The 26490-nt window shown below is 48.9% G+C and carries 22 protein-coding genes; 16 read left to right on the plus strand and 6 right to left on the minus strand.

Annotated elements, in window-relative coordinates; genetic code table 11:
- Positions 1 to 158: 158 nt before the first annotated feature.
- From BUB16_RS05115 to mtnA, 4 genes are all read left to right on the plus strand, one after another.
- Entirely contained in the window at positions 159 to 350 is a 192-nt protein-coding gene (locus tag BUB16_RS05115) for a hypothetical protein (RefSeq protein ID WP_073060228.1), read from the plus strand.
- Between the two features lie 106 nt (positions 351 to 456).
- Positions 457 to 1926, plus strand: a complete 1470-nt coding sequence (locus BUB16_RS05120) for a TonB-dependent receptor plug domain-containing protein (RefSeq protein ID WP_170864288.1) — start codon at positions 457 to 459, stop codon at positions 1924 to 1926.
- 346 nt (positions 1927 to 2272) lie between these two features.
- The gene (gene ggt, locus BUB16_RS05125; RefSeq protein WP_084088062.1) at positions 2273 to 3973 is read left to right on the plus strand and encodes a gamma-glutamyltransferase; all 1701 of its coding nucleotides are present in this window, start codon (positions 2273 to 2275) and stop codon (positions 3971 to 3973) included.
- An 84-nt stretch (positions 3974 to 4057) separates the two neighbouring features.
- Positions 4058 to 5113, plus strand: a complete 1056-nt coding sequence (gene mtnA / locus BUB16_RS05130) for an S-methyl-5-thioribose-1-phosphate isomerase (protein ID WP_073060233.1) — start codon at positions 4058 to 4060, stop codon at positions 5111 to 5113.
- A gap of 25 nt (positions 5114 to 5138) precedes the next feature.
- On the opposite strand, the gene BUB16_RS05135 is transcribed toward mtnA, so the two are convergent.
- The 5 genes from BUB16_RS05135 to BUB16_RS05155 all read right to left on the minus strand — a co-directional run bounded on the left by BUB16_RS05135 (position 5139) and on the right by BUB16_RS05155 (position 11738).
- Positions 5139 to 6215 (minus strand): 6-phosphofructokinase, encoded by a 1077-nt coding sequence (locus BUB16_RS05135; RefSeq protein WP_073060235.1) that lies wholly within the window; start codon positions 6213 to 6215, stop codon positions 5139 to 5141.
- 14 nt (positions 6216 to 6229) lie between these two features.
- Positions 6230 to 6895, minus strand: coding sequence for an L-threonylcarbamoyladenylate synthase (locus BUB16_RS05140; protein WP_073060238.1), 666 nt, complete (start codon positions 6893 to 6895; stop codon positions 6230 to 6232).
- Between the two features lie 489 nt (positions 6896 to 7384).
- Positions 7385 to 8716: a M20 metallopeptidase family protein gene (locus BUB16_RS05145; protein WP_084088063.1), complete on the minus strand. Its 1332-nt coding sequence runs from the start codon at positions 8714 to 8716 to the stop codon at positions 7385 to 7387.
- 253 nt (positions 8717 to 8969) lie between these two features.
- Positions 8970 to 10283 carry a 3-keto-disaccharide hydrolase gene (locus tag BUB16_RS21055; RefSeq protein ID WP_084088044.1) on the minus strand — a complete coding sequence of 438 codons (1314 nt, stop codon included), beginning with the start codon at positions 10281 to 10283 and terminating at the stop codon, positions 8970 to 8972.
- A gap of 111 nt (positions 10284 to 10394) precedes the next feature.
- A complete protein-coding gene (locus tag BUB16_RS05155; protein ID WP_073060241.1) occupies positions 10395 to 11738 on the minus strand; it encodes an NTP/NDP exchange transporter in 1344 nt (447 codons plus the stop codon).
- A 337-nt stretch (positions 11739 to 12075) separates the two neighbouring features.
- On the opposite strand from BUB16_RS05155, the gene BUB16_RS05160 reads away from it, so the two are divergent.
- A complete protein-coding gene (locus BUB16_RS05160) occupies positions 12076 to 12795 on the plus strand; it encodes a metal-dependent hydrolase (protein ID WP_073060243.1) in 720 nt (239 codons plus the stop codon).
- 126 nt (positions 12796 to 12921) lie between these two features.
- On the opposite strand, the gene BUB16_RS05165 is transcribed toward BUB16_RS05160, so the two are convergent.
- The gene (locus BUB16_RS05165) at positions 12922 to 13485 is read right to left on the minus strand and encodes a DUF420 domain-containing protein (RefSeq protein ID WP_084088045.1); all 564 of its coding nucleotides are present in this window, start codon (positions 13483 to 13485) and stop codon (positions 12922 to 12924) included.
- Between the two features lie 359 nt (positions 13486 to 13844).
- On the opposite strand from BUB16_RS05165, the gene BUB16_RS05170 reads away from it, so the two are divergent.
- The 11 genes from BUB16_RS05170 to ctaD all read left to right on the plus strand — a co-directional run bounded on the left by BUB16_RS05170 (position 13845) and on the right by ctaD (position 26483).
- A complete protein-coding gene (locus BUB16_RS05170) occupies positions 13845 to 14489 on the plus strand; it encodes a cytochrome c3 family protein (RefSeq protein WP_073060247.1) in 645 nt (214 codons plus the stop codon).
- A 55-nt stretch (positions 14490 to 14544) separates the two neighbouring features.
- Positions 14545 to 17598 (plus strand): TAT-variant-translocated molybdopterin oxidoreductase, encoded by a 3054-nt coding sequence (locus BUB16_RS05175; RefSeq protein WP_073060250.1) that lies wholly within the window; start codon positions 14545 to 14547, stop codon positions 17596 to 17598.
- Between the two features lie 17 nt (positions 17599 to 17615).
- Positions 17616 to 19049, plus strand: coding sequence for an NrfD/PsrC family molybdoenzyme membrane anchor subunit (gene nrfD / locus BUB16_RS05180; RefSeq protein WP_073060252.1), 1434 nt, complete (start codon positions 17616 to 17618; stop codon positions 19047 to 19049).
- Positions 19050 to 19061: 12 nt separating this feature from the next.
- Positions 19062 to 19610: a DUF3341 domain-containing protein gene (locus BUB16_RS05185; protein WP_073060255.1), complete on the plus strand. Its 549-nt coding sequence runs from the start codon at positions 19062 to 19064 to the stop codon at positions 19608 to 19610.
- A 35-nt stretch (positions 19611 to 19645) separates the two neighbouring features.
- Positions 19646 to 20746, plus strand: coding sequence for a c-type cytochrome (locus BUB16_RS05190; protein ID WP_073060258.1), 1101 nt, complete (start codon positions 19646 to 19648; stop codon positions 20744 to 20746).
- On the plus strand, positions 20743 to 21087 hold the full coding sequence (locus BUB16_RS05195; RefSeq protein ID WP_073060262.1) for a c-type cytochrome: 345 nt from the start codon (positions 20743 to 20745) through the stop codon (positions 21085 to 21087). Before BUB16_RS05190 ends, BUB16_RS05195 begins: the two co-directional genes overlap by 4 nt.
- A gap of 45 nt (positions 21088 to 21132) precedes the next feature.
- Positions 21133 to 22317 carry a hypothetical protein gene (locus BUB16_RS05200; RefSeq protein WP_073060265.1) on the plus strand — a complete coding sequence of 395 codons (1185 nt, stop codon included), beginning with the start codon at positions 21133 to 21135 and terminating at the stop codon, positions 22315 to 22317.
- Between the two features lie 71 nt (positions 22318 to 22388).
- Positions 22389 to 22946: a hypothetical protein gene (locus tag BUB16_RS05205; protein ID WP_073060268.1), complete on the plus strand. Its 558-nt coding sequence runs from the start codon at positions 22389 to 22391 to the stop codon at positions 22944 to 22946.
- Between the two features lie 22 nt (positions 22947 to 22968).
- On the plus strand, positions 22969 to 23811 hold the full coding sequence (locus tag BUB16_RS05210; RefSeq protein WP_073060272.1) for an SCO family protein: 843 nt from the start codon (positions 22969 to 22971) through the stop codon (positions 23809 to 23811).
- The gene (coxB, locus tag BUB16_RS05215) at positions 23798 to 24748 is read left to right on the plus strand and encodes a cytochrome c oxidase subunit II (protein ID WP_073060275.1); all 951 of its coding nucleotides are present in this window, start codon (positions 23798 to 23800) and stop codon (positions 24746 to 24748) included. The genes BUB16_RS05210 and coxB overlap by 14 nt, the downstream gene beginning before the upstream one ends.
- 1 nt (position 24749) lies before the next feature.
- Positions 24750 to 26483: a cytochrome c oxidase subunit I gene (gene ctaD / locus BUB16_RS05220; RefSeq protein ID WP_073060278.1), complete on the plus strand. Its 1734-nt coding sequence runs from the start codon at positions 24750 to 24752 to the stop codon at positions 26481 to 26483.
- Positions 26484 to 26490 lie beyond the last annotated feature (7 nt).

The raw sequence follows: 26490 nt of genomic DNA on the forward strand, positions 1-26490 counted from the left end.
GTAAAAAATTGGGGGCTCTTTTCCTTCCCGCCTTGCTGAACAAATTTCCCGGAGAGAGATACGGGCTACAAAAATATGAGCCCATTTTGCTGATAAATACGCATATAATTACAAAGGAATGGATAAACGGTTCGGCAACATAAAAGCAGAGAGAAACCATGGAGCGGTATCACTGGCAAAAAATTGAAAAAATACTTGACAAGGCATTGACCTTTGATACGCTTGCAGAACAGGAACTTTATATCAGGGAGGCCTGTAAGGACAATCAATCACTTTTTCTGGAGATTCGGCTCTTGATTCGCTCGATTCACGATGCGGAGAGAATCCACTATCTTGAAGAGGAGGAGTAGGAGAATATCGTTTAGCGGCAAAGTTATCCGGGACGCGGAACCACGCCGGGTCCCATCATGTTGAGTGTGTTAGTATTATCAGAAATACCAATTTCCCCGGCAGACCGTGGCGGACGGGATGGATGCCCTTCGTTCATTCACGCTGCGTGGACTCAGTCCTGACCATACGCTGGTCCTCATCAACGGGAAAAGGCGACATAAGTCGGCTCTGATTAACCGCCTGGGGTCAGGCATACAGAAAGGCTCCAGTCCCGTGGATATGAATGCGATCCCCGCAAGTGCCGTCAAACAGATGGAAGTATTGCGGGACGGGGCTGCAGCCCAATACGGCTCCGATGCCATCGCCGGTGTTGTGAATATCGAACTGAGAGATGAGCCCGTTCCGTTTTCAGTTGGCTACAAGGTGGGTAACCACGCCACCGATGATTTCTCCAATGACGGGACAACACACGATATCAACGCTGCTTACGGTTTTTCCGTTGGAGATGAGGGATATATCAATCTCTTTGGAGAAATGCGCATGCGGGAACCCACAAATCGCGCGGGGGCCGATCCGCGGGACCAGGTGGAAGAAGGAGATGCCGATGAAGTCTTGGTCAATGCCGCCGGTCGCTTCGAAAGCTACAGCGATTTTGGAGAGACCCTCACGGGCAAGCTGGCTCTTCGTTATCAACCGCAGGAGGAGCTCATTTTCCGTGGCGCGGTAAGCACGGGATTTCGCGCACCAAATCTGGCACAGCGCTACTTCTCCAAAATATCAACCACTTTTATCGATAATGTGCCCTACGAGGTCGGACTCTTTAATAATGCCAGTGATGTGGCAGATGTCCTGGGTGTACCGGATTTAAAAGAGGAAAAATCCTTTAACGCAAGTGGGGGCCTGGCGGTAAGTCCGACGGATAACTTAACCTTCACCGTTGATATCTTTCACATCGACATAGAGGACCGTATTATTCTATCCGGCAATTTGTCGGGGCCGGAAATTGAGAATCTGGTTTCTGAGTTCGGGGCACAGCGGGTGCAGGTGTTCTCCAATGCCGTTGATACCCGGACCTGGGGGATCGATCTTACGGCCTCTTACCGTACCCTGGTGGGAGATCAGGGCTCCTTGTTGTTGAAGGGGGCCCTAAATACCACTCGCAACCGACTCGTGAGCGGTGTCCGCACCCCTTCTCAATTGGATGAATCTTTTGGAGAAAGTATTTTCGGGCGGGAGGCTCGCCTGGAACTCGAAAAAGAGCGCCCTAAAAATACCCTGAATCTGGAGGCTACCTATGACAATGGGCCCTTTAGCTTTTCTGCCATCAGCAAGCGATATGGCGAGGTCCTGGTGCCTGACAATGATCCCGCACAGGATTATACCCTGAGTGAAGAGTGGGTTATCAATATGTCTGCCAGCTATGAAGTGGTTGAAGATTATGCCACTCTTATGGTCGGAGCCCGTAACTTACTGGATAATTACCCGGATCTTACCCCCTCTCATTCAAACTTTTTGGGCATCTTCCCGTACCCGACAGCCTCACCAATGGGATTCAATGGACGATACCTATATTCCAAGCTGAGTATTACCTTTTAAGAGGATGCTTCTGGGTTTAGTTATAAGTACGAGGCTTACATCTGCTAAATTCAGGACCCCCTCGTACCTTTAACTTCGGGAATATTATTCAATCTCTAAGCCTGAGCGCATCAAAACCGCAGCATACAGGCATAAGCGAGGAATTTGAATGCGCGAAAATGCCAAAAATGGCCCAAGGAACGGTTTTCTACAGCCTCTTTTAAATAAGTGCCGGAGGCTCTATCTTGGGCCTCCGGCTTTTTAATTAACCAAATGAATTTTATATATAGGCAGATTCGCTCTATTTTTACCTAACATTTTTTTGCTGATAAATAGTACCTGCAATATTCAAAACGTAATTCCCGATATGAAATGTTCTTCCCGTTTGGCAGCAGTCGTATGCGTATTCCTGCTGTTTGTATTACCGAGTCAAAGTCCGGGCCAGGCAGGCTGGTCTAAATCGTTCGAACATGCGGTGGTCGTTACTGCCGAACAGCGGGCGTCTCAGGCAGGCCGTGAGATACTTCAACAAGGCGGCAATGCCGTGGATGCGGCCGTCGCCGTTCAATTCGCCCTGGCTGTGACCCTGCCCAGGGCCGGGAATATCGGGGGCGGCGGTTTTATGGTCGTCCGTCTCGCGGACGGGACCAGCCGGGCTCTTGATTTTCGCGAACAGGCCCCCCTGCAGGCAGATGAGGACATGTATATGCGGGATGGGAAATATGTGCCCAAACTCAGCCGCGAAGGGGCACTGGCATCCGGCGTTCCGGGAGTCGTTGACGGAATGGTAAAAGCCCTGCAAGAATACGGGAATCTCTCCCTGAACCAGGTCATACAACCTGCCATCGAGCTGGCCCGCGAGGGATACCGCTTGTCCTACCGGCAAGCCAAAGCCTTGAATGACAACAAAAAAGGATTAAAGAAATATGAGGGGTCCGCCGGTTATTTCATCCGGCAGGACGGGACCCCCTGGCAAGAGGGCGATCTGTTTCGTCAGACCGATTTAGCCCGGACCTTACAGCGTATTGCCGACCGGGGACGAGCGGGCTTTTATGAAGGGAAGACTGCAGAGCTCCTGGTGGACGAGATGGAAAAACAGGGCGGAATTATTAGCCGTGAGGATCTTCAGAGTTATGAAAGCGTCTGGCGAAATCCCGTCCAGGCTTCTTTCAATGGTTATGAGCTCAACATCATGCCTCCGCCAAGCAGCGGGAGTATTGCCATTGCTCAAATCCTGGATATGCTGGAGCCCTACGATCTGAAAGAGCTGGGATTCAATTCGGCCAAATATGTCCATCTCATTACCGAAACCATGCGCCGCGCTTTCGCGGACCGGGCCCATTTTTTGGGGGATCCCGATTTTGTGGATATCCCGCAGGCGGAACTCCTGGACCCGGACTATAATGAAGAACGCATGGAAAGTTTCAGCTGGGAGACCGCTTCCTCCAGCGACGATATAGGCCACGGCGATATTCCTTTCCGGGAATCCACCGAAACCACTCACTACTCTATTATAGACGAAGCGGGCAATGCCGTAGCGGTTACAACGACCCTGAATGGTTCGTTCGGCAGCATGGTGGCTGTCAGCGGAGCCGGATTCCTGTTGAACAATGAAATGGACGACTTCACGGCCGAGCCGGGAGAACCGAATATGTTCGGACTCATTCAGGGAAAAGCCAACGCCATTGCCCCCGAAAAGCGTATGCTCAGCAGCATGTCTCCCACGATAGTCACCCAAAACGATTCTGTTCGCATGGTGCTGGGGGCAGCCGGCGGACCCCGTATCATAACGGCTACCCTGCACAATTTTCTGAATATGGCCGTTTTTGAGATGGATCCGGCTGAAGCCATTTCAGTCCCCCGCTTCCACCACCAGTGGATGCCCGACAAACTCTATTACGAAGAATTTGGCCTCAGCCCCGACACCCGAAAATTACTAAAGCAGAAGGGGCATACGCTCAGCGCTTCTGACGGACTGGGACGTGTTCACACTATTTTTGTGGACGACGACGGGTTTAAGCTGGGAGCACCGGACCCGCGCGGGGATGGCATGGCCGCTGGATTTTGAAATCAATGAAATTTTATTTCCTGATAGAATTGTTATACCATTGAGGTACAAAAAAAAATTACTGATTACAGGGGTAGCAAAAGTATGAACAACGACACCAAAACGGCCATTCAGTCAATCGAATGGCGTGACGACCATGTCCGAATTCTTGATCAAACGTACCTTCCGGGCCGGGAAGTGTATAGTGATATTCGCGACGTCGGACGCATGTGGGAAGCCATCAAAAAATTGCGCATTCGCGGCGCCCCGGCTATCGGTATCGCAGCCGCCTACGGGTTTTATCTGGGGATTAAGGAGCTGTCCGAAAATTCGTTCCAGAGCTTTTTTATAGAGGTGGAGCGGGTAGCTGAATATTTGGAATCCGCCCGTCCCACCGCCGTAAACCTGCACTGGGCGCTCCACCGGCTGAAGACTACTATTAAAGCACATAAGGACAAAGATATTTCTGAACTCAAGGAGATTGTCCTCAAAACGGCCAAAACCATCCACGACGAGGATAAGCGGACCTGCAAAAAAATTGGAGAAAACGGGGTTAACCTTATTACCGAAGGAGACCGGATTCTTACCCATTGCAATACCGGAAGTCTCGCTACCGGCCAGTACGGGACGGCGCTCTCGGTTATCTTCCATGCCCATGAGAAAAATAAAGATATCCGGGTTTGGGTAGACGAAACCCGTCCCCTCCTGCAGGGTTCACGACTGACCGCCTGGGAGCTCATGAATGCGGAAATACCAATGACCCTCATTACCGATTCGACGGCGGGATCACTGATGCGCCGCGGGGAGGTGGACAAAGTTATCGTAGGAAGTGACCATGTGGCTGCCAACGGCGATGTGGCGAACAAAATAGGCACATATCCCCTTGCGGTACTGGCCAAAGAAAATAAGATACCCTTCTATGTAGCGGTTCCTTTCTCCACCATTGACATGGAACTGCAGGAGGGGGATAACATTCCTATCGAGGTGCGTGAAGAAGATGAGATTACCCGGTTCAACGACTCAGAGGTGGCTCCCAAGAAAGCAGAGGCCTACAACCCGGCTTTTGACATTACCCCTCACCGGTATGTAACCGCCTTCATCACCGAAAAAGGCCTTATTGAGCCACCCTTTGATGAACATTTCAAAACGCTGGTCAAATAAGAAACAGTCCTTTGTTTTCCTGATACTAATCTCCCAGGCAAATACCGATGTCACGGGCCGTCTGTACCGTATCGCTCTCCAGGGAAACCGATTTCATTTTACCCTCTATGCTGGTTATGGGAATGCGCGTGAGCTTGTTATTCTGCAGGACCACCAGCTTATTGAAATCACGCTCCTGCACACACCGGATCGCCGCGGCTCCAAACCGAAGAGAGATGAGACGATCGTAGGTAGAGGGGGACCCCCCGCGCTGGAGGTGGCCCAGGACGACGGAACGCGATTCCTTGCCCGTTCGCTCGCTCAACTCATCCGCCAGCCGATCGGCAATCCCGCCAAGCTGTACCTCTTGTCCCACTGCCTTGCCTTTGGTAACCAGCTCGCCATCTTTTTCCAGGGCTCCTTCAGCGACAACAATCATGGTATACTTTTGGCCGTTGGCTTCACGCTCCCTGATTTTCTCTTCAATGGAATCGTAGGAAAAAGGGATTTCCGGGATAAGCACTACATCAGCTGAGGCGGCAATACCCGCATACAGGGCAATCCATCCGGCATAACGCCCCATCACTTCTACAACCATCAGCCGCTGGTGCGATTCGGCCGTGGTCGTAATACGGTCAATGGCACCGGTGGCAATATCAATGGCCGTATCAAAACCCAGTGATATATCACAGCCGTAGATATCGTTATCAATTGTTTTGGGGACACCCACGATATTAATGCCCTTTCTGATAAGCCGGCTGGCGATATTCATAGATCCATCACCCCCTATCGCAATCAGCGCATCCACCTCATGCTCTTCAAACGTCTGTACCAGGTGATCGGAAACATCTTTTGTATCCCAGCTTCCGTCTTCCTTTTGGTAGGGCATCTCGAATGGATTCCCCCGGTTTGCGGTCCCCAGGATCGTTCCTCCCTGCAATGTAATTCCCTTCACCGATTGCGCATCTAACTTGATAAACGGATCGTCGGTATAGAGCGACCCGTAACCATTTTTAATGCCCACTACTTCCCACCCGCGTTTCAGGGCCGCCAGGGTGGCCGCCCGGATGGCTGCATTCAATCCCGGCGCATCACCACCTCCTGTATTAATCGCTACTTTCATAATAAATTATTTGTCTATTTTTCTAACGGTTCCCGCTGCATGCGAAACACCTCCTCGAGTGCTTCCATTCCCAGGCCCTCACGCAGTAATTTGGTATTGTCATCGGTCATATCCAGGATGGACGTCTCGCGGGAAGGCAATTCCTGCTGATTATCAATCGTCACATCCACCAGCTTATCGAATTCTCTCAAAAAAGGCTCGCGCTCAAACCCGGCAAGGGCATCTTTATCCATTTCAGGCTTTTTAGCTGTAATGGCCAGCAGAGGATCACCCACTTCCCGCACTAATCCTTCGGCGATGGGATAATCCGGTACACGGATACCGACCGTTTTTTTCTTGGGATGAACCAGCAGCTTCGGTACCTCTTTGGTGGCCGGCAGGATAAAGGTATAAGGTCCCGGAATAAGCCGCTTGATAAGTTTAAAATTGTGATCGGAGATATGGGCAAACCGGGCAATGCCGGAAAGAGAATCGCATAAAATAGTCAGATGATCATTCTTTCCCAGCTGTCGAATCTGGCGTATGCGCTCAATACCTTTTTTATTTTTATAATCGCATCCTATCGCATATTGACTATCCGTGGGAAACAAAATCACCGCTCCCTGCTTAATCATATCTGCAACTTCAAAAAGGCGCTTTACGTGAGGTGTTTCCGGATGCAGTTTAATTCGTTCTGCCATAAATAATCCTCAATTATATTATCTGTTTGGGGTTAATTCAATTTGGATATGATACAAGTAACTTCATTAATAAAAGGTGCAACAAAAAATCATATAATAAGGGATGGGACATACAACTTTTTGAACTCGTACCTTCCGGATTTGGTTTCGATCTCGGGTAGTCATCATCGTCAACGGTTAAAAAATATAAGATATTTCATAGTGTCCCGGCAAAAATGTGTGCATTGGATATCACCAGATTCCTGTTGCATCGGTATAAAACATTTCCACAGAGTCATAAAGCGCCAGTCTTACGGCCGATCCGGATAGCGCTACAGGAGAAGATTATAAATACCGATCTCTGCACTTTCATTCAAGTTGTAATGCGTTTTTTCCGGCGGCGTGGGCTGCTGGTCTCAGCTACCCGGCCCGGATCCCAAAACACCAAACGGACTCCGGCCGCCGGGGTGCCAAAAAGAATGAGCAAGTCGTCAATTTTTTCATGATGGGTTAATGATCCTCACTTTCCAGCAGGTCATATACGGCGGAACTCATAGTAAGAATGCCTGTCCGAATAGTTGGCTCTATATCCGGCAGGTATTTGCTGGAATGGGTGGACGGGGGCTCAATCAATCCTTTTTCGGCAGCTTTCATATCTTCAGGTTTTACCGATCCCAGCGAAAATAAAAAAGCGGGTATTTCAGGTTTTGCACTTCCGTATTCCCCAAAATCCTCCCCATACATCAGCGGTGATATTTCGCGTACATTTTCTGCTCCCACAGCCCTGGTAAATGAATCTTTCAGTCTTTCCCCCAGTGCCGGCGTATTATAAACAGAGGATACATGAGAATCACTTTCCAGCTCCAGCCGGGGCCAGTCTTCTTCAGGGAGACCGGCGGACAGGCCTACCCCCCTGCTCATCTCATTGATCCTTTTGATGAGTTTTTCACGCGTATCATCGTTCAGCGTCCGGAAGACCAATTCCAGTTCCACCTCGTTAGGGATAATATTCCCGCTGGTCCCCCCGTGAATAGATCCCACGGTGATGTTGGCCGGGTCCAGCGCAGAAATTTCACGGCTTATGATCGTTTGAAGGTTAAGAACAAGCCGCGAGGCGATAACAACCGGGTCGATCGTCAAATCCGGATATGCCCCATGTCCCCCTCTGCCTTTTACCACAATACGTCCCACATCTACATTCGCGTAAGCGTAACCCGGCGCGTACCCCACTTTTCCTGAAGCCTGGGCTGAATTCACGTGAAGCCCCAGTATATAGTCCGGCAGCGGGAAACGTTCAAACAATCCATCCTCAATCATTGCCCTGGCACCCGACAGCTTTTCTTCCGCCGGCTGACCGATGAGTACGAGCGTTCCCTCCCACTGATCCCTCAGGCTTGTAAAGACTTGTGCCGTTCCCACCATAACACTCATATGCATGTCATGACCGCAGGCGTGCATAACAGGAACAGACTCACCGTCGGAGGTGGTAACCGTTTTGTCACTGGCGAACGAAACCCCTGTTTCCTCTTTAATCGGCAAGGCATCCATATCAGCCCGTATCATGACGACTGGTCCCTCTCCGTTCTCCAACACGGCCACAATACCGTGTCCCCCGACCCCTTCAGTCACTGAAAATCCCCGTTGCTCCAGCTCTACGGCCAGTCTCCCGGAGGTCTCTGCCTCCTTGTTGGACAGTTCGGGATGGGCGTGAAAATGTTTATACAACTTTTCTATATCCTCATACTCCCGGTCAATAACATCTTTTATTTGCCCGGTTTGTCCCCACAGGGAATAACTGCAAACAGATAATATGACCAGGCTCAGTAAGGAGGATTTCAACATTTTATTCATAGGTTTACTTGTAAAAATTCTGTTGTCGGTGCGGATACTATTGTACAAACGTTGTATGCGGTTAAAAGAACATTCGAGCATCATGAGTACTACCTGACCCAGTCCACCGGGATCGGACAACCGGAATGAGTCGGCCGGGGAATGTAACTGTCTGCAAAGACAGACTTAATTTCATTATATACAATATCCGAAATTTTTCTCACCAATGTCCAACAACCAAATGACTCGTGATTCCCACTGCCGGTTATTCAAGCTCTTTGATGTACAAATTCCCAAATACAAAACGGTTTCCCCTGCCATGATCATCCTGCAAGGCAATCTTACCCGTTGGCGCGATCCCCGGAAGCCGGGCATCATCAATAACAACTGTCCCGTTTAACACTACGGTAATCCGATCTCCTTTCATAGTAATACGGTATCGGTTCCATTCACCGGGCGGAGCATCGGCATTGACTCTTGGAATAAGGGCCTGCCTGACCTCCCTGGGCATATCACGATCAGCCCGGTACCCGTATATTTCTCCGGAGCCAATAAAGCGGTTGCCCATATTTACCTGGTTTTTTGAACTTCCCCGAACATAAATCCCCGTATCCCCGGCATAAGGAACCACCACTGTTTTATTGCTGCCATCCTCCGTTTTAAGATTCTCGCCGTTTGGTAAAACGACCGGACTTTCGGCCATTTCCGGCCGGCCGGTAAACTTCATATCCGCCGTCAGAATAAAGTCAGCATACTTCCCTTTACTCCAGAGGCTTTTTCTTTCCTCTTCGCTCCCGCCATCATAATTGATCAGCCAGTCCTCGCCCGTCCAATGTCCCCGGTGTCCCGGCAGCAATTCCCAGTGCCTTCCCACATCCCGGCCATTATACAGGGACACAAATCCCCGGTCTTTAGTCGCTACCTGCTCGGAAGCAAGATCAGCTGCCGGTAACTCCCGGAGGCGTATATTTCGGAACTGAATTTGAGATCCATCGGATTTCAACGCTATATAACCTTTGCGAAGAGAGGCGTAAAGCCCCATTGCAGCGGGCTTGCCATCCACTCGCAGTGTTACCGCTCCATTGCTGCTTTTAACGCGAACGTGATGCCATCTTTCCCCGGCAGCAGGCGGTCCGCCGCCGCTCGAATCTCCGTCGGCTTTTTGGAGCTGTGGGTTTTTGACCGTCCGTATGCCCGCACCACCCACAGCCTCTATCAGGCCATTACCCGAATCCCAAAATTGAATATTGATGCCTCGCGGCCAGGGACTTCCCTTTGCCGGAAGAGCATCACTGTGGATCAGTATCCCCGCCCGGCCGTGGGACATCGGTTTTTTATATTCAAACTCTAAAATATAATTTTCGTACTGCCTGTCGGTGCGTAACACCCCCTTCGGTATTCCCGTGGCACTTATCGAATTACGGGCAGCCGTCCAGCTCTCGGATGCCCCGATAACATTTATCCAGCCTGAAAGATCCGTGCCGTTAAACAGCGGCTTATCTTCATCTCCGGGTGAGTGGGCAACCAAAAACAACGTACTTAAAAATAGGCAGGCAACATTAACAACTTGGATAATCATCGATATTAAGTATGGTCATGGGTTTCAGTGGTAGTGTTCTTAAGCGTAAAATCTGAAAATATAGCTTTTCCACCTCTTTATCTGCAAAATTAAAACGGAAAGCCGTCAGGATCAGCTATCAGATGCTCCTTTTTCGGAGGCCTTTTCTTTAAATTCGCTACCCGCAAAACGAACAACCAAAATCCATCCCATCAAAATGATCAACGCTGCCAGCGACAGCCAGCGCACATTTGCAATACCGACGTAATAAGCAACTACAAGATTTAAAACGACTGCCATTACTTTTGCTGAGCGCTGTACAAACATATCAATAAACGCTTTGGCCTTGTATTTGATATCTTTGCTGGTAGGCGTATACAAGGCTTCCTTTGCGGATTGGTTAATTGAATAATTAAGGCTGTTGTCGCTGGCAGACATAATGGTGGCAAAAAGCAGGCTCGGTAACACCAGAAATCCTATTGACCCCAGTGTAATAGCAACAGGCAAAAAAAGCAGTGCAATGCCAACCCCATACCGCTTCATGATAAAACTGGTCAAAAATAGTTGTACCACAAAAGAAAGGATACCGGTTACCTGACCGACGTAACCAAAATAGGCATCCCTGTTTAAATCACCCGTAACCTGGGCTGCTATAGTCGCCGACAGCTGAAAGTCCACTATATTGGAAACTATTTCATAAAGGCCTATGAGGCCGACAATGGCCAGCAAATATTTTGAATTAATGACCAGCCTTGCTCCTTCAAATGCCGCATTGCTCTTATTATTTTCAGTACAAACGGATGTTTCCTCTTCGCTCCCTGCTTCACTTTCCCGCTGGTCAACTATATAGCCGATCACTATCATCACGGCCATTGGAACCAGGCATACATAAAGTAATGTAGGACGCCCCCATTCTCCTACAAAACCAGCTACTACGGAAGAGCCCACCATCCCTCCAACAATTCCGCCAAGTCCCACAATCCCGTACGTCCGTTTAGCCTGGTCTGCGCTAAAAATATCATTGGAGAAAGCCCAGAAAAAGGTGAGAAGCGCTGAATTAAACATATCCCCCAACACATAGAACGACCAGCTTACCCCGGCTGCGGGCTCACGCATCAGGTTGGCGAACAGGACGAATAGTCCGCTAAAAATGAGACACAGGATGAGATTTATGCTGCGCCGCGAAAACTTCCGGGAAAGAATGGTAAACAGCACTACCACACCATATACAACGAACATGTTAACAACCTTTGCAAGCTGTTCAACCTCTGCCCCGCTGAAGGAAGTCCCCAATAGCTGAAGCGGTGTATTCTGATAGTAGCTTACAAGCAATCCACGCTTCATCGGTTTCAGAATCCAGAATGTAGCAATGACCATAAAGAAAAAAGTGGACATAAGCAGAGCTGTCGGCCACTCATTTTTTCTTATATCAAAAAAATGCTTGTAAATACGATTTAAAAAACTCTTTTTACTCATCCATTTTTTTTTGTGACTGTAGTCTAAACAAGGCTATGCTACCTTTGGTATCGATTTTCTGTTCAACTTCACCTTTTTTTAATATTTATCTTTATTACTGCAGCACTTTGACGGGGTAAAGATAAAAAAGTATCTATTAGGACCTGCAATATAACATCCAGCCACCAACCACGTTACCCGAAACACAGTTGACTTGGCAAAACCTTCGTATACTATAATTCCGGCCCAACATCCCTCCAGTTGTCGCCAAGTATTTGCATGGCCTAATTATTATCTTTAACCTAAAATAAAAGATCCGTAATATCTTTTTAACTTAATCAATAAAATTAAAATATCTATGGAAACAGCAGTTCAGGCACAATGGCTCGGACACTCGGCTTTTAAACTCCTCAGTCCGTCCGGCAAAACCATTTTAGTGGATCCGTTTCTCTCTCAAAATCCATCGACCCCGGAGGAACACAAACAACAGGATGATATCGACTATATTTTATTGACTCACGGGCATGCCGATCATGTGGGGGATACCCTTGATATCGCCCGGCAGACGGGAGCTACCGTCGTGGCGATGGTTGAACTCTCGCGCCTGCTTGTCAGCAAACACGGCCTGGACGAGGATCAGGCTGTAGAAATTAATAAGGGAGGAACCGTTGCTTTTAATGATTTTTCCGTAACAATGGTATCGGCCAACCACAGCTCTTCCTTCGAGGGCGACTACGCCGGCGATCCGGGCGGATTGGTTATTGCCTTCGACGAGGATATTACCTTCTATCATTTGGGCGATACCAACATTTTTTACGATTTAGAGTTGTACGGAGAGTTGTATGACCCGGACGTTATCGCCGTTCCGATGGGAGATTATTATACCATGGGCCCCGAAGAAGCCGCTATGGCATGCGATCTCATTCAGGCCGACTACGCCGTGCCGGTTCATTACGCTACGTTTCCCGTGCTAACCGGCGATCCCGAAGAGTTCAAAACTTATACCGAGGAAGCAACCGATACCGAGGTCTGGATTCCAGAAGCGGGAGAAAACTTTTTGGAAGAAGGCCTTGAATAACCTGGAGTTTTGGTTAAAATCAACCCCTGAGTGCATTCAAAACCACAGCATATAGGGTATATGTGAAGTTTTGAATGCACAAAAATGCAACGATTGGCCAAAAGAACGGTTTTGCAAAACCCTCAGTCAACTATAAGCACGAAGTACAAAAAAGATAATCACTCCGGTCACGGAAACATACAGCCATACCGGAAGGGTAATTTTGGAAACTTTGCGGTGCAGCTTCAGCTTCCCTGAGAAAGCGAGGTAAAAGCTGGTTAAAATCAACGGCAGGACCAGGGCAGACAGAATAATGTGTGATACCAGAATAAAAAAATAGATCGGCCGGATCATACCCTCTCCCGTAAAAGATGTACTCCCATGGAAATTGTGGTAGATGACATAACTGATTAAGAAAAGTGAAGAGGTTACAAAAGCAGTGAGGTTAAACTTCATGTGCCTGCTAAAATTCCGGTTCCGAATAGCTTTATAACCAAATAGCAGCAATACCGTACTGGTACTGTTTAATAACGCATTGAGCGCAGGCAGACTGGTAATCAGGCTCGAATTGTAATCACTCCCTCCTTTGAAATAAATAAGCCAGACCAAAAATCCCAGGGCAACACCACTTATTAATAGTATAACCCCGATAGCTTTAAACGGGCTGATATCTTTAAGAAGGTCCAGGGTAAACGGTTTCTCGTGAGTCATGTAAAGAAAGTTTAAAAGGTTACCTCGGCAGAGATCAAAGGTACGAATAATAGGTAATTTATTAAGAGCTATTCCGGGGAAACGTGAAAATCTCTCCTTATCGGCTCAACTGTCATTATTTCATCGCCTCCTGAAAACAAGTCGGCTTTTATGTTAGGCATTTTTAAAAAATTGATTATATATTAGCCCACTGTTCTGGAAGTGGTATTAAGATCAGTACCTTCCCTATTTAGAATAAATTTAAATATAGCCGAAGGTATTTTTGCGGGTTCTAAAAGAGTTGGATTTTCCATACCTTCAGGCCGAAACTTTTGTTACGAACAATTGCCAAATAAGCAACGATAAATTATACGTGACCTATGGCTCAGATTTTTCCAAAATGGGCAGACGAAGTTCCGCGCCAACTATTGCTTGGGCTTATCATTTTTGCAACAGCAGCAGTTGCCGGTGTCTGGTATTATTTTTCTCCCGAATACACCGATGTGGGGTATGCCCCTGAACAACCTGTTCCATTCAGCCATCAAATGCATGCCGGTCAGTTGGATTTTGACTGCCAGTATTGCCACACGAATGTTTTTGAGTCAAAGCACGCCAATGTGCCGGCCACAGAAACCTGCATGAATTGCCACAACCAGGTGATGACCGACAGTCCGCGTCTGGAAAAAGTTCGGGAGAGCTGGGAGACGGGAGAAGCCGTTGAATGGATACGGGTACACAACCTGCCGGACTACGCTTATTTCAATCATGCAGCACATGTAAACGTCGGCGTCGGGTGTGAAAGCTGTCATGGCCGTGTTGATCGTATGGAGGTCGTCCAGCAGGTAGAACCGCTCAGCATGAGCTGGTGCCTTGACTGTCACCGCAATCCCGAACAGCAGGTGCGTCCCGTCGAAGAAGTAACGACGATGGGTTATGAGATTGTAAACCAGATAGAAAAAGGACAAGAGCTTGTGTCTGAAAACAATATCAATCCCCCGACTGATTGTCAAAGCTGTCATTATTAATTGCCAATTAGGTATAGCACGCCGAACGAACTTGAATTAATGCAATCGTAACAGAATGAGCGAAGAAGTCAAAAATCCCAACTACTGGAAAAGCCTGGGCGAACTTGCAAGAAACGAAGAATATGAGAAGTTCGTCGAGCGTGAGTTTCCCGAAAATGCTACTGAACTCAACGACGAGGTATCGCGACGCAGTTTCCTGCGCGTAATGGGGGCTTCTATTGCCCTGGCCGGCTTTGCGGCCTGCCGCCGTCCGGTTCAGAAGATCCTGCCCTACTCCGATATGCCGGAAGAGGTAACGCCCGGCAAGCCGTTGTTCTACGCATCGGCCATGCCTTTTCAGGATGCCCTGACCGGCATTGTCGTAGAAAATCATGAGGGACGACCAACCAAGATCGAAGGAAATGAGCTGCACCCGGCCAGCAGGGGAAATACCAGCATTTTTGGGCAGGCAGCTATCCTTAATATGTACGACCCCGACCGGTCGCGCTATGTCAGGAAAGACGGGGAGCGATCTTCGGTAAACGCCTTTACTGATTTCTGTGGCGATCATTTTTCTGATACTGCTCAAAATATTGCTTTTGTTTCGGAAGCCAACTCCTCTCCCACCTACAACAGGCTGAAGGATCAGGCGTTAGCCCGGTTCTCCAACGCCCGGTGGATTACCTACGAGCCTTTTGGAGAAGATAATGCGCTCGAGGGGACCAATATTGCGTTCGGGCAGCGGCTGCGTACCTTCAATCAGTTTGACAGCGCCGATGTTATTGTTGCTTTCGATGATGATTTTCTGAATCCCGCTGCGGCCAAAAACAGCGAGGAAAACACCAGGAGATTTACGGACGGCCGCCATATTGAATCGCCTGAGGACGGCATGTCACGTTTCTATGCGATCGAAAGTACGTTTTCAATAACCGGATCGAACGCCGACAACCGTCTGCGTATCAAGTCGAGCGATATTGAACCTTTTATCTACGCCCTCGCCGCAGAACTGTCTGATTCGGTTAGCGGACTCTCGGCGTTCAGCGGCATCAGTAACAAGTATTCCGATCACGAGTGGATTCCCGTATTAGCTGAAGAACTGTTGGAAAATCGCGAAAATTCCATTCTGACCGTCGGACGGGAGCACAAGCCGTCGCTGCATGCTGCAGTGGCCGCCATGAATCTTGCACTCGGCAATGCGGGACAGACCGTTAGCTATCACCAGGTACCACACCTTGACGAAAATAACAGCCGGGAGGCTTTGGTCAACCTTACTGAAGATCTCAACGCCGGCAGGATCGACACGGTTGTCTTGGTGGGCACCAACCCCGCATTCACCGCCCCGGCCGACCTGAACTTTGCTGATGCGCTTTCCGGAGCGGGACAGGTTATTCACCTCTCTGATTATTACGACGAGACCTCCAGTCTGGCCCAATGGCATCTTAACCGGGCCCACTTTCTTGAGGCCTGGGGCGACGGCTCCTCCTATACGGGTACCCGTTCTGTTATTCAGCCCCAAATCGAACCGCTCTATTCCGGCATAAGTGAAATTGAGTTTTTAAACACGATCCTGACGGGGGAACAGCGCGACGGCTACGAGCTCGTCCGGGAGACCTGGCAATCGTACTATACGTCGGATTTTGAGAGCGGATGGAAACAAGCGCTCCACGACGGTGTGGCCGCGGAAGAGGAGTTTCCAACGGTTTCCGTTACTCTTTCCGATAACTTCAGCTCTGCTGCGGGTGATTTTGCAACCGGCAGCGAAGCTTCCGAAGGCATGGAACTGGTCATTCGGCCCGATTCCACCGTCTTTGACGGACGCTTTGCCAATAACGGCTGGCTGCAGGAATTGCCCAAGCCGATGACCAAGATTACGTGGGACAATGTGGCACTGATGAGTAAGAAGACCGCCGACCAGCTGGACGTTACGGCAGCGGGACTCGGGGAAGCGGAAGTAGAGGTCGTTGCTATCACGGTCGACGGAACCACCGTTGAAATGCCGGCCTGGGTGCAACCGGGACACGCCGATAACAGCATCACCATCACCGTTGGGTACGGCCGCGAGGGTATCGGGCGTGTGGCAAACAAGACCGGCGTTGACACCTACCCGCTGCGCACGACTTCAAATATGTTGTATGCAAGCGACATCTCGGTAGAAAAGACCGGTAAAACCTATGAAATCGCCTGTACCCAGGATCATAATACGATGGAGGGGCGGTCGCTCCTGCGCCACGCCACGCTGCAGGAATATCGCGATGATCCCAACTTCTCAAGCTACGAATCTTCTTATAATGCTGAGATGCCGGGTGTCGCTTATGCTGAAGAAACGACCGGCGACAGTGATCCACTCTCAATTTTCGACGCTATTGACGAGCAGGAATACCCGGCTGATGAACCGCAGTGGGGTATGTCGATCGATCTGAACGCCTGTACCGGCTGCGGTGTCTGTACGATCGCCTGTACGGCAGAAAATAATATTCCGGTCATCGGTAAACGCGAGGTAAGCCGGGGACGCGAAATGCACTGGATCCGGAACGACCGGTATTTTGACGGCGATGTCAACAATCCGAAGGCCCTGCACCAGCCTGTGCCCTGTATGCACTGCGAGCTGGCCCCCTGCGAGCAAGTATGCCCGGTAGCGGCAACCACCCACAGCGATGACGGCATGAACCAGATGACCTATAATCGCTGCATCGGTACCCGCTATTGCGCCAACAACTGCCCGTATAAAGTACGCCGTTTCAACTTTTTCAACTATACCAAAGAGTTTTTAACCGAAGGGGATGATCCCGAGATTGTCCAGATGGCGATGAATCCGGAAGTAACTATTCGTTTCCGCGGGGTTATGGAAAAATGCACCTATTGCGTGCAGCGGGTTAACCGTGCCAAGATCGAGACCAAAATCGAGACGGACGGCGAGACGAAAAAACCCGCCGACGGTTCGGTCGAAACGGCATGCCAGCAAGCGTGTCCCGCCGATGCTATTTACTTCGGTGATCTTACGGATCCCGAAAGCGAAGTGGTCAAAACAAAGAAAAACAACCGAAATTACCTGCTTCTCGAAGAGCTGAATACACGACCGAGAACGTCGTATCTCTCCAAAATTCGTAATCCCAATCCCAAATTGGCTTAATTCTCAATAACTTTACGATGAGCACAGATTATCAATACGTACCGGAGCCAAAACTCGTAAAAGGTGATCATACCTTTGGGAGTATTACCGATCTTATCGCTAAGACACCTCTGTCTCCCACGCCCAAATTGTGGTATCTGGCATTTGGACTTGCTAACATCCTACTTATTGTTCTTTTAGGTGCTATCGGGTATCTCATTTGGGATGGCACCGGTATCTGGGGATTAAACAACCCGGCCGGATGGGGTTGGGCTATTATCAACTTTGTCTGGTGGGTTGGAATCGGTCACGCCGGTACGCTGATTTCGGCTATTCTATTCCTTTTTCGCCAGGGATGGCGGACCGCGATCAACCGTTTTGCAGAGGCGATGACCATCTTTGCCGTGATGTGTGCCGGTATCTTCCCGGCTATTCACGTGGGACGTATATGGGTGATCTACTGGGTGTTTCCCATTCCCAACCAGATGGCCGCATGGCCGAACTTTTCGAGTCCCCTGTTGTGGGACGTTTTTGCAGTGAGTACCTATTTTACGGTTTCCCTGCTCTTCTGGTATGTGGGATTGATCCCCGATTTAGCTACACTGCGGGATAAAGCCAAAAGCAAAGTGGCCAAAATTTCGTACGGTATCGCCGCCCTGGGCTGGACCGGCAGCTTTCGCAACTGGTGGAACTACGAAAAAGCGTATATGATACTGGCAGGACTTGCTACGCCGCTGGTGCTTTCGGTACACACTATCGTATCGTTCGACTTTGCGGTTTCCGTCATTCCGGGCTGGCACAGCACGATTTTCCCCCCTTATTTTGTGGCCGGTGCTATCTATTCCGGCTTTGCCATGGTACTGACGCTGATGCTTATCGCCCGCAAGATATACGGGCTTGAAGATATCATGAACATCGATATCATGGAAAAAATGAACCTGGTGATGATGATAACGGGGAATCTGGTGGCCTTTGCATACCTGATGGAAGGCTTTGTTGCCTGGTACAGCGGGTATATTTACGAACAGGGCATATTCTGGCTCTATGTCGTAGGTCCCTATGCCTGGGGATTTTGGATCCTGATGTTCTGCAACGTCGTAACGCCGCAGTTTCTCTGGTTCAAGAATATTCGGCGCAACGTAGCTATTACGTTCGTGATATCCATTATAGTCAACATCGGCATGTGGTTTGAACGCTTTATGATTTCCGTAGCTTCCCTGTCTACCGATTTTATGCCCTCGGCGTGGGATTATTATTCGCCCAGTTTTTGGGATATTGCAACCTATATAGGAACATTCGGACTCTTTTTTACTTTCTTCCTGCTCTTCCTGCGTTTTCTGCCGATGGTTGCCATTGCCGAAGTCAAAGGCGTTATGCCGCAGGCTGATCCGCACAATTACGACGGGGAGACCAACGAATTTGACCCGAGCAAAACCGAACCTGTAGTAGTACAACAAGAGCAAACCGTTTAGTAACTGATAATCATGGAAACAGAAAACAATAATATTTACGGTGTATTAGCTGAGTTCCGTAATCCCAAAGAACTTGTTGATGCGGCTGCTTCAGTAAAAAAATCAGGCTATAAAGATTTCGACACCTATGCTCCTTTCCCCGTCCACGGAATGGAAGAGGCAATGGGACTCAAAGAATCTCCTTTGGGCTGGATCGTGCTGGGAGGTGCCATAACCGGCATGGTTGGAATCCTCGCCCTTATGATATGGGTGATGGGCTACGAATATCCGATGAATATCAGCGGCAAACCCTATATCAATCTGCCCATTTATGTACCGATCACTTTTGAAATAACGGTTCTGTTCTCCGCATTTGCAGCAGTCTTCGGGATGTTCTTTCTCAACAACCTGCCACGTTTCAATAATCCGCTTTTTAATGTGGAACGCTTTGAGAAAGCTTCGGATGACGGCTTTTTTGTCTGTGTAGAAGCGTCGGACGATCTTTTTGCCGAAGAAAAAGTGGCTAAACTGTTTCAGGATAACGGGGCCACACACATAGAAACCATTTACGATTCGGAATAACTCACAAAACAATCTTTAGTTTGCACAATAATCCGATGAAAGCTACCAAGTATTTATTTATTGCGGCCGTTGCACTGCCGATGATCCTCGCCTCATGTCGCGGACAAATTTCCGAAAAGCCCCCGGTTCACCCCAATATGAATATGGACCAGCAAAAACGGTTTGAACCGCAGGAGCGCAATGAATTCTTTGACGACAATCGCGCTATGCGTCAGCCTGTGGAAGGGACGGTAGCCCGGGGCAATTTAAAAGCGGACAAAGCCTACTACCAGGGTATTAACGAGGACAGCAGTTTCGTTGATGAAATTCCACCAGAACTCACAAAGTCATTTTTATACCGGGGGAAAGATCGTTACGAGGTATTCTGTACTCCCTGTCACGGCATCGCCGGGGACGGGCAGGGCATCATCATGACCAATAACTACGGCTTTGTGCCGGCGCCGAGCTTTCATATCGATCGCCTGCGAAACGTGAGCGACGGCTATATCTATTCAACCATTGCCAACGGAATCCGCAATATGCCTTCCTACGCCCAACAAATCCCGGTCAAAGATCGCTGGGCTATCGTTGCCTATGTGCGTGCCCTGCAGCAAAGCCAAAATGCCACAGAAGAAGAAATTCGAAGATACGATGTTGATATCGCATCCATGCAGGAAGAATACCAACAGCAGCAGGCAGCACTGGCGGAAGCCGAAGAGGCCGCCTCTCAGGATGAAGGCGGAGAGGTTTCCGTGGAGCGGGGCGAGACTATTGCTGCGGATAATGCCTGCGGGGCCTGTCATTCTACGGACGGCTCTAGAACCGTGGGGCCCACCTGGCAAAATCTGTATGGGTCTGAACGACCGCTGGACGATGGCTCAACCGTAACGGCTGATGAAGAATACCTGCGTGAATCCATTGTAGAGCCCTCCGCCAAAATTGCTGAAGGCTTTCCCCCGTCGATGGTGCCGTACGATCATCTGAGTGACAGTGAAATCAATTCAATTATCGAATATATTAAATCGCTAAGTGACCTGGAGCCTCCGGCGGAAGAGGATTCAGAATCAAACGAGGAAAGTGCTTCTACAGGTCAACCCGCAGATACGACGATGACGGCTGAGGCATCAACACAAAAAAAAAGCCTGTTAGTTCCGTGAAAACCGATACTACTGATACGACAACCGGGGCGCGATCGGACACGCTGTCTGCCAGTGCTCGCAACGGCAAAGAACTTTTTGAAGATCATGACTGCCAAAGCTGTCACCCCATTGACGGGGAGAAGCAACTGGCGCCTCCGATAAGTGGTTTATTCGGAAGTGAACGTGAACTTGAGGACGGGTCGACAGTGATCGCTGACGAAGGTTATATCAAAGAATCGATACAATACCCGGGTGCAAAAGTTGTAATGGGGTTCAATAACAACATGCCTTCGTTCAGAGATCTCATGACGGGCCGGGAGCTGCAGGAAGTTACAGACTATATCAAGGCATTGCGTTAACATTAACGTACTTATACCAAAAGCTTAATTGTTTTCAAAGAAATTATGAGCAATCCTAAATTAACCGATACGCTGGATTTTCCATCTGACCTGAATGTAACCAAATCGCTATTTGGGGTAGGTATAGTAGGTTTAATAGCCAGTGGCATAGGATATTTTCTTGAACACGACCAGTTTTTCTTTTCATACCTGGTCAACTTCGCCTTCTTTTCCAGTATTGCCCTGGGCAGCTTATTCTTTGTGCTTGTTCAACATCTTACGCGATCACACTGGAGCGTAGCCATTCGCCGCATCCCTGAAGCTATTTCATCCAACTTTTGGATCTGGGGACTGTTTATTATCCCTTTGCTGCTGGGCATGCACTCACTTTATCACTGGACCCACGCCGACGCCGTAGCACACGACCCGGTACTGCAGGGAAAGTCGGCTTACCTGAATACCACTTTTTTCATTATCCGGCAGTTCATCTACTTTGCACTTTGGAGCTTCCTGGGCTACCGCCTCTACAATAAATCCGTCGAAATGGATGAAACCGGCGACTGGGGACTCCAAACCCTGTTGCGCAGAACGAGCGGACCCGGACTCTTTTTCTTTGGAATTACGCTGGCTTTTGCTTCCTTCGACTGGCTGATGACTCTCGATCCCCACTGGTATTCCACCATCTTCGGCGTCTATTACTTCGCAATGAGTTTCCAGGGATTATTTGCCACCCTCATCCTTATCGTACTTTTCCTGTGGAAAAAAGGATTGCTCACCAATACCATCCAACGGGGACATATCTATGATCTGGGCGTCCAGCTGTTCGGATTTACGGTCTTTTACGCCTACATCGCCTTCAGTCAATTTTTACTGATCTATTATGCCAACATCCCCGAAGAAACCGTGTGGTATTTGGAACGTCTCAGCGGCGGATATGAATATTTAGCTTACTTTTACCTGTTTGGACGCTTTGTCATTCCCTTTATCGTGCTGCTTCCCAAGCGCAGCAAGTCCAATTACAATATTATCGGCTCAATGTCCGTATTAATACTGGCTGCGCACCTGGTTGAATTGTACTGGCTTGTGATGCCGGTACTCGACCATCACGGGTTCCACTTCAACTGGATGATTATAACCACTTTCTTTGGCCTGGGAGGCATCTTCCTGGGACTGTTTTTCCACAAGTTCAAACAGAATAAGATGATTCCCGTAAATGACCCGCAACTGGGTGATTCCCTCAACAAACACTAAACGTAACTATCGTCTAATGCGTTGAAAGCAGTAAGGGCCTGCCCGCTGCGATGACAAGTTTTTAAAATCTTATGACAAGCGAAGAGAACAAATACAGTCCGGAGTTTAAAAAGAAGGTTGCCCGAAAAGCGCTTGAGCAATCCAAACAAAATCTTGAGTCCCTCTCTGAACAATACGGCGTGCCCGTCTCGGTTATTCTTATGTGGGCGACCGAACTTGAAAAAGGGGGCGATCAGGTATTTGAAACGGCCGAAGAAAATGTTGAAAAGGAGAAAGAAGAATCGGAGAATCTTGACCTGTCCATATCCGATGAAGAGGTAGCAAGCGCGATGGAGCATGGCGTCATGTTTGATAACCTGAATTATAAACGCCTTGTTTTTTGGAGCGTTCTGGGCATTATTCTCGTTATTGTATTTGTTCAGGCCCTTTTTGAAATGTTCCAATATAATGAACGGGCCCTGCAAGATCGTGTCTCTGCCGAAAGTGGTGAGTTTTACCAGGCAACCCAGCTCAAAAAAAAGGCAGAAGAAAGGATAACCAGTTTTGGGATTGTCAACCTTGAAGAAGGGACTTACAGAATGCCCGTCGACAGCGTAATCAATGATATGGCTGCGGATGGGGACAACTGATTTATAGATATAGACAGAATATATGTACTATGTAGGGCCAGCAGCTATTGTACTCTTAAGCTTACTCCTACAGCCGGCAAACTCCGTTGCACAGCTTAATAGGCAGAAACCTGAAAACATAGAGAATGTCGGAGTCACTGAGCGTCTGGGCGAAAAGATTCCGCTGGATCTGACATTTGCCAGTGCGAAAGGAGATTCAGTTTCCCTACAGGAACTGTTTGAGGATAACAAGCCGGTGCTTTTGAACCCGGTTTATTATGAATGTCCCCAGCTCTGCTCTATGATTAAAGAAGCAATCTTTCAGGGCGTAAAGGACTTGCAGTGGAGTCCGGGCAGCGACTATAATATTATTACTTTCAGTTTCGATCATGAAGAAGGACATAAGCTGGCAGCAGAAAACAAGCAGCGATTTTTAAACAAGCTGGATAGAAAAGGGGCCGAAAACGGCTGGCATTTTCTAAGTGGCAATAAAGAAAATATCAAAAAACTGACCGGGGCCGTAGGCTTTGATTATAACAAGCTTGAAAACGGGCAGTATGCCCACGGGGCAGCCATCATGTTTTTGAGTCCCAATGGCACCATAACAAGATATCTTTACGGCCTGAAGTTTGACGAATTCAATATGCGGAATGCACTTTACGAAGCGGCGGACGGCGAAATCGGCAGTACAGCCGAACAAGTATTGCTCTACTGCTATCAATACGATGCGGATTCCAACTCGTATGCACCTGTTGCCTGGAGAATTATGAAGTTAGGTGGCTTTGCTACCATGATAATTCTGGGTATATTTCTTGGCTTTATGTGGCTGCGATACCGATATTCTACTAATGAAAAGCAAATAAAAGAACCGAATGGACGCGCTTAACGATCTACTACTACCGCCGGCGAAATCAACGCTGGCTCACCAGACTGACACTCTTTTTTGGTTTGTTCACCTGAGCGGACTTGTACTAACGATTGGACTTATCGGGGTTCTCATCTACTTTGTCATTAAATACCGGCGGGAGTCGGAAGACGAAGTAACGCCTCTGATAACCCACAATAACAAGTTGGAGGTCACCTGGTCAGTCATACCGCTCATTATGGTACTCATTGTCTTTGGATGGGGATACCAGGTTTTCATGGAACAACGGGTAGCCCCCGACGACGCTTATGAAGTAAACGTTACGGGACAAAAATGGATTTGGCAGTTTACTTATGAGAACGGGGCCCGGACCAATGGTGAACTACATGTTCCCGCCGGACGGCCGGTTAAGCTGATTATGAACTCCAGCGATGTCATTCACTCCTTTTATGTGCCCGACTACCGTATCAAACAGGATGTCCTGCCCGGCCGTTATACGGAGGTTTGGTTTAATGCGCCGGAACCCGGCGAGTCCATCGTCTTTTGTACCGAATATTGCGGTACCTCACACTCCGATATGACTGCGAAAGTGATTGTTCATGAAGAAGGTGAATTTGAAAACTGGCTGGCGGATAATGCCGGGGGCGGTGGCATGCCTGAAGACCTGGCCCCCGCCGAATGGGGAGAGCAGCTGGCGCAGGAATGGGCCTGCTCAACCTGTCATTCTGCTGACGGAAGCGATATGACCGGTCCCACCTGGCAGGGATTGTTTGGGCACGAGGTCCAGTTGTCGGATGGTTCGACGGTAACGGCCGATGAAAATTACATACGTGAATCGATTTTAGAGCCCGGGGCCAAAGTCGTTGATGGATATCCGAATGTGATGAATACCTATCAGGGACAGCTGAATGACGAACAGATCAATGCGATTATAGAATACATAAAAACACTGAAATAATATGTCTACTGAAGAAACAAATCTTAAAAAAATCCAGGTTCAACGGTATGAACCGGAATCAGATCCTGACCAACATTATCTGAATGAAGAGACAGGAATATGGGCATGGTTGACGACCGTCGACCACAAAAAAATCGGGCTGATGTATCTCGCCTCTGTCACCTTTTTCTTCTTTGTGGGTGGCATTATGGCGCTGCTGGTGCGTACTGAACTGTGGACACCTGCCAAAACCTTTATCGAGGCTAATACCTATAACCAGATTTTTACGCTTCACGGCGCCATTATGGTGTTCCTGTTCCTGGTGCCCTCGGTACCCGCCGCGCTGGGCAACTTTTTTCTGCCTTTACAGCTCGGGGCCAAGGATGTAGCCTTTCCCAGGCTTAACCTGCTAAGCTATTATCTTTATGTAGCGGGAGCCCTCATTGCCATAGTATCGATTGTAAATGGCGGTATTGACACCGGCTGGACGTTCTACACCCCCTACTCTTCGACGACGGGCGGGGCGGTTACCACCATGGTCTTTGGCGTTTTTGTCATCGGCTTTTCTTCCATCCTAACCGGGGTCAACTTCATAACGACCATCCACAAGATGCGGGCACCCGGACTCAGCTGGGATAAACTCTCCCTCTTTTCCTGGAGCCTCTATGCTACCAGCATTATACAGATTCTGGCAACGCCGGTTCTTGCGATCACGCTGGCACTGGTCGGCTTGGAGCGTTTGCTCGGTATCGGCATCTTTGATCCCGCGCTCGGCGGCGACCCGGTACTCTTCCAGCACTTTTTCTGGTTTTACAGTCACCCGGCCGTATATATCATGATTGTACCGGGCTTCGGCATTGTTTCGGAAGTCATTACGACCTTTTCCAAAAAACATATCTTTGGATACTGGGCTATCGCCCTTTCCTCCCTGGCCATTGCCTTTATCGGGTTTCTGGTCTGGGGACACCATATGTTCGTTTCCGGTCAGGCTTCCCTGGCTTCCATGGTCTTCTCGTTCCTGACTTTCCTGGTCGGTATTCCCACCGGGATTAAGATGTTTAACTGGACAGCCACCCTTTACAAGGGATCTATTAAACTGGCATCGCCCCTGCTGTATATTTTCGGATTTTTCTTCCTTTTCCTGGTAGGTGGACTGACGGGCATTGTGCTCGGATCTATTGCGCTGAACGTACACCTCCACGATACCTACTATGTGGTCGCCCACTTTCACTTTGTTATGGTAGGCGGCATGGTGATGGCCTTTTTAGCCGGAGTACACTACTGGTGGCCAAAGATGACGGGACGCCTGTATAATGAGACCCTGGCCAAGATTGCCTGCGGCATTATTTTTGTCGGCTTTAACGTTACCTTCCTGCCCCAGTTTGTGATGGGATCCCTGGGCATGCCGCGGCGGTATTTCAATTACATCGAACAATTTCAGGTCTATCATCAAATTTCGACCATAGGCTCCTATATCCTGGGTATCGGCTTTGTAATGATCTTCTATTACCTGGTAAAATCAATCTACACCGGCGAAAAAGCCTCCCCCAACCCCTGGGGCAGCCGGGCACTCGAGTGGCAGGTCAATTCTCTGCCTCCGCTTCACAATTTCCATCACACACCCGTTATTATCAACGGTCCGTATGACTACCACAAGCCGATGGATGAATTTCAGCTCGGCCTTGCTGAAAGCGGAAACGGCCATGGAACCGAAGTGGACGTCAGCAGCACAGAAGAAAAGCCCCAAGCGGAATAACCAACCG

This window comes from Fodinibius roseus (assembly GCF_900129315.1).
Taxonomy (GTDB): domain Bacteria; phylum Bacteroidota; class Rhodothermia; order Balneolales; family Balneolaceae; genus Fodinibius; species Fodinibius roseus.

What these genes read in the sequence shown, in the direction of transcription:
- BUB16_RS05210 (WP_073060272.1), top strand. Translation starts at nt 22,969, where the DNA reads ATGTACTATGTAGGGCCAGCAGCTATTGTACTCTTAAGCTTACTCCTA.
- BUB16_RS05140 (WP_073060238.1), bottom strand. Translation starts at nt 6,895, where the DNA reads ATGGCAGAACGAATTAAACTGCATCCGGAAACACCTCACGTAAAGCGC.
- BUB16_RS21055 (WP_084088044.1), bottom strand. Translation starts at nt 10,283, where the DNA reads ATGATTATCCAAGTTGTTAATGTTGCCTGCCTATTTTTAAGTACGTTG.
- BUB16_RS05205 (WP_073060268.1), top strand. Translation starts at nt 22,389, where the DNA reads ATGACAAGCGAAGAGAACAAATACAGTCCGGAGTTTAAAAAGAAGGTT.
- mtnA (WP_073060233.1), top strand. Translation starts at nt 4,058, where the DNA reads ATGAACAACGACACCAAAACGGCCATTCAGTCAATCGAATGGCGTGAC.
- BUB16_RS05145 (WP_084088063.1), bottom strand. Translation starts at nt 8,716, where the DNA reads ATGTTGAAATCCTCCTTACTGAGCCTGGTCATATTATCTGTTTGCAGT.
- BUB16_RS05200 (WP_073060265.1), top strand. Translation starts at nt 21,133, where the DNA reads ATGAGCAATCCTAAATTAACCGATACGCTGGATTTTCCATCTGACCTG.
- nrfD (WP_073060252.1), top strand. Translation starts at nt 17,616, where the DNA reads ATGAGCACAGATTATCAATACGTACCGGAGCCAAAACTCGTAAAAGGT.
- coxB (WP_073060275.1), top strand. Translation starts at nt 23,798, where the DNA reads ATGGACGCGCTTAACGATCTACTACTACCGCCGGCGAAATCAACGCTG.
- BUB16_RS05175 (WP_073060250.1), top strand. Translation starts at nt 14,545, where the DNA reads ATGAGCGAAGAAGTCAAAAATCCCAACTACTGGAAAAGCCTGGGCGAA.
- BUB16_RS05135 (WP_073060235.1), bottom strand. Translation starts at nt 6,215, where the DNA reads ATGAAAGTAGCGATTAATACAGGAGGTGGTGATGCGCCGGGATTGAAT.
- BUB16_RS05190 (WP_073060258.1), top strand. Translation starts at nt 19,646, where the DNA reads ATGAAAGCTACCAAGTATTTATTTATTGCGGCCGTTGCACTGCCGATG.
- ctaD (WP_073060278.1), top strand. Translation starts at nt 24,750, where the DNA reads ATGTCTACTGAAGAAACAAATCTTAAAAAAATCCAGGTTCAACGGTAT.
- ggt (WP_084088062.1), top strand. Translation starts at nt 2,273, where the DNA reads ATGAAATGTTCTTCCCGTTTGGCAGCAGTCGTATGCGTATTCCTGCTG.
- BUB16_RS05170 (WP_073060247.1), top strand. Translation starts at nt 13,845, where the DNA reads ATGGCTCAGATTTTTCCAAAATGGGCAGACGAAGTTCCGCGCCAACTA.
- BUB16_RS05115 (WP_073060228.1), top strand. Translation starts at nt 159, where the DNA reads ATGGAGCGGTATCACTGGCAAAAAATTGAAAAAATACTTGACAAGGCA.
- BUB16_RS05155 (WP_073060241.1), bottom strand. Translation starts at nt 11,738, where the DNA reads ATGAGTAAAAAGAGTTTTTTAAATCGTATTTACAAGCATTTTTTTGAT.
- BUB16_RS05185 (WP_073060255.1), top strand. Translation starts at nt 19,062, where the DNA reads ATGGAAACAGAAAACAATAATATTTACGGTGTATTAGCTGAGTTCCGT.
- BUB16_RS05160 (WP_073060243.1), top strand. Translation starts at nt 12,076, where the DNA reads ATGGAAACAGCAGTTCAGGCACAATGGCTCGGACACTCGGCTTTTAAA.
- BUB16_RS05165 (WP_084088045.1), bottom strand. Translation starts at nt 13,485, where the DNA reads ATGACTCACGAGAAACCGTTTACCCTGGACCTTCTTAAAGATATCAGC.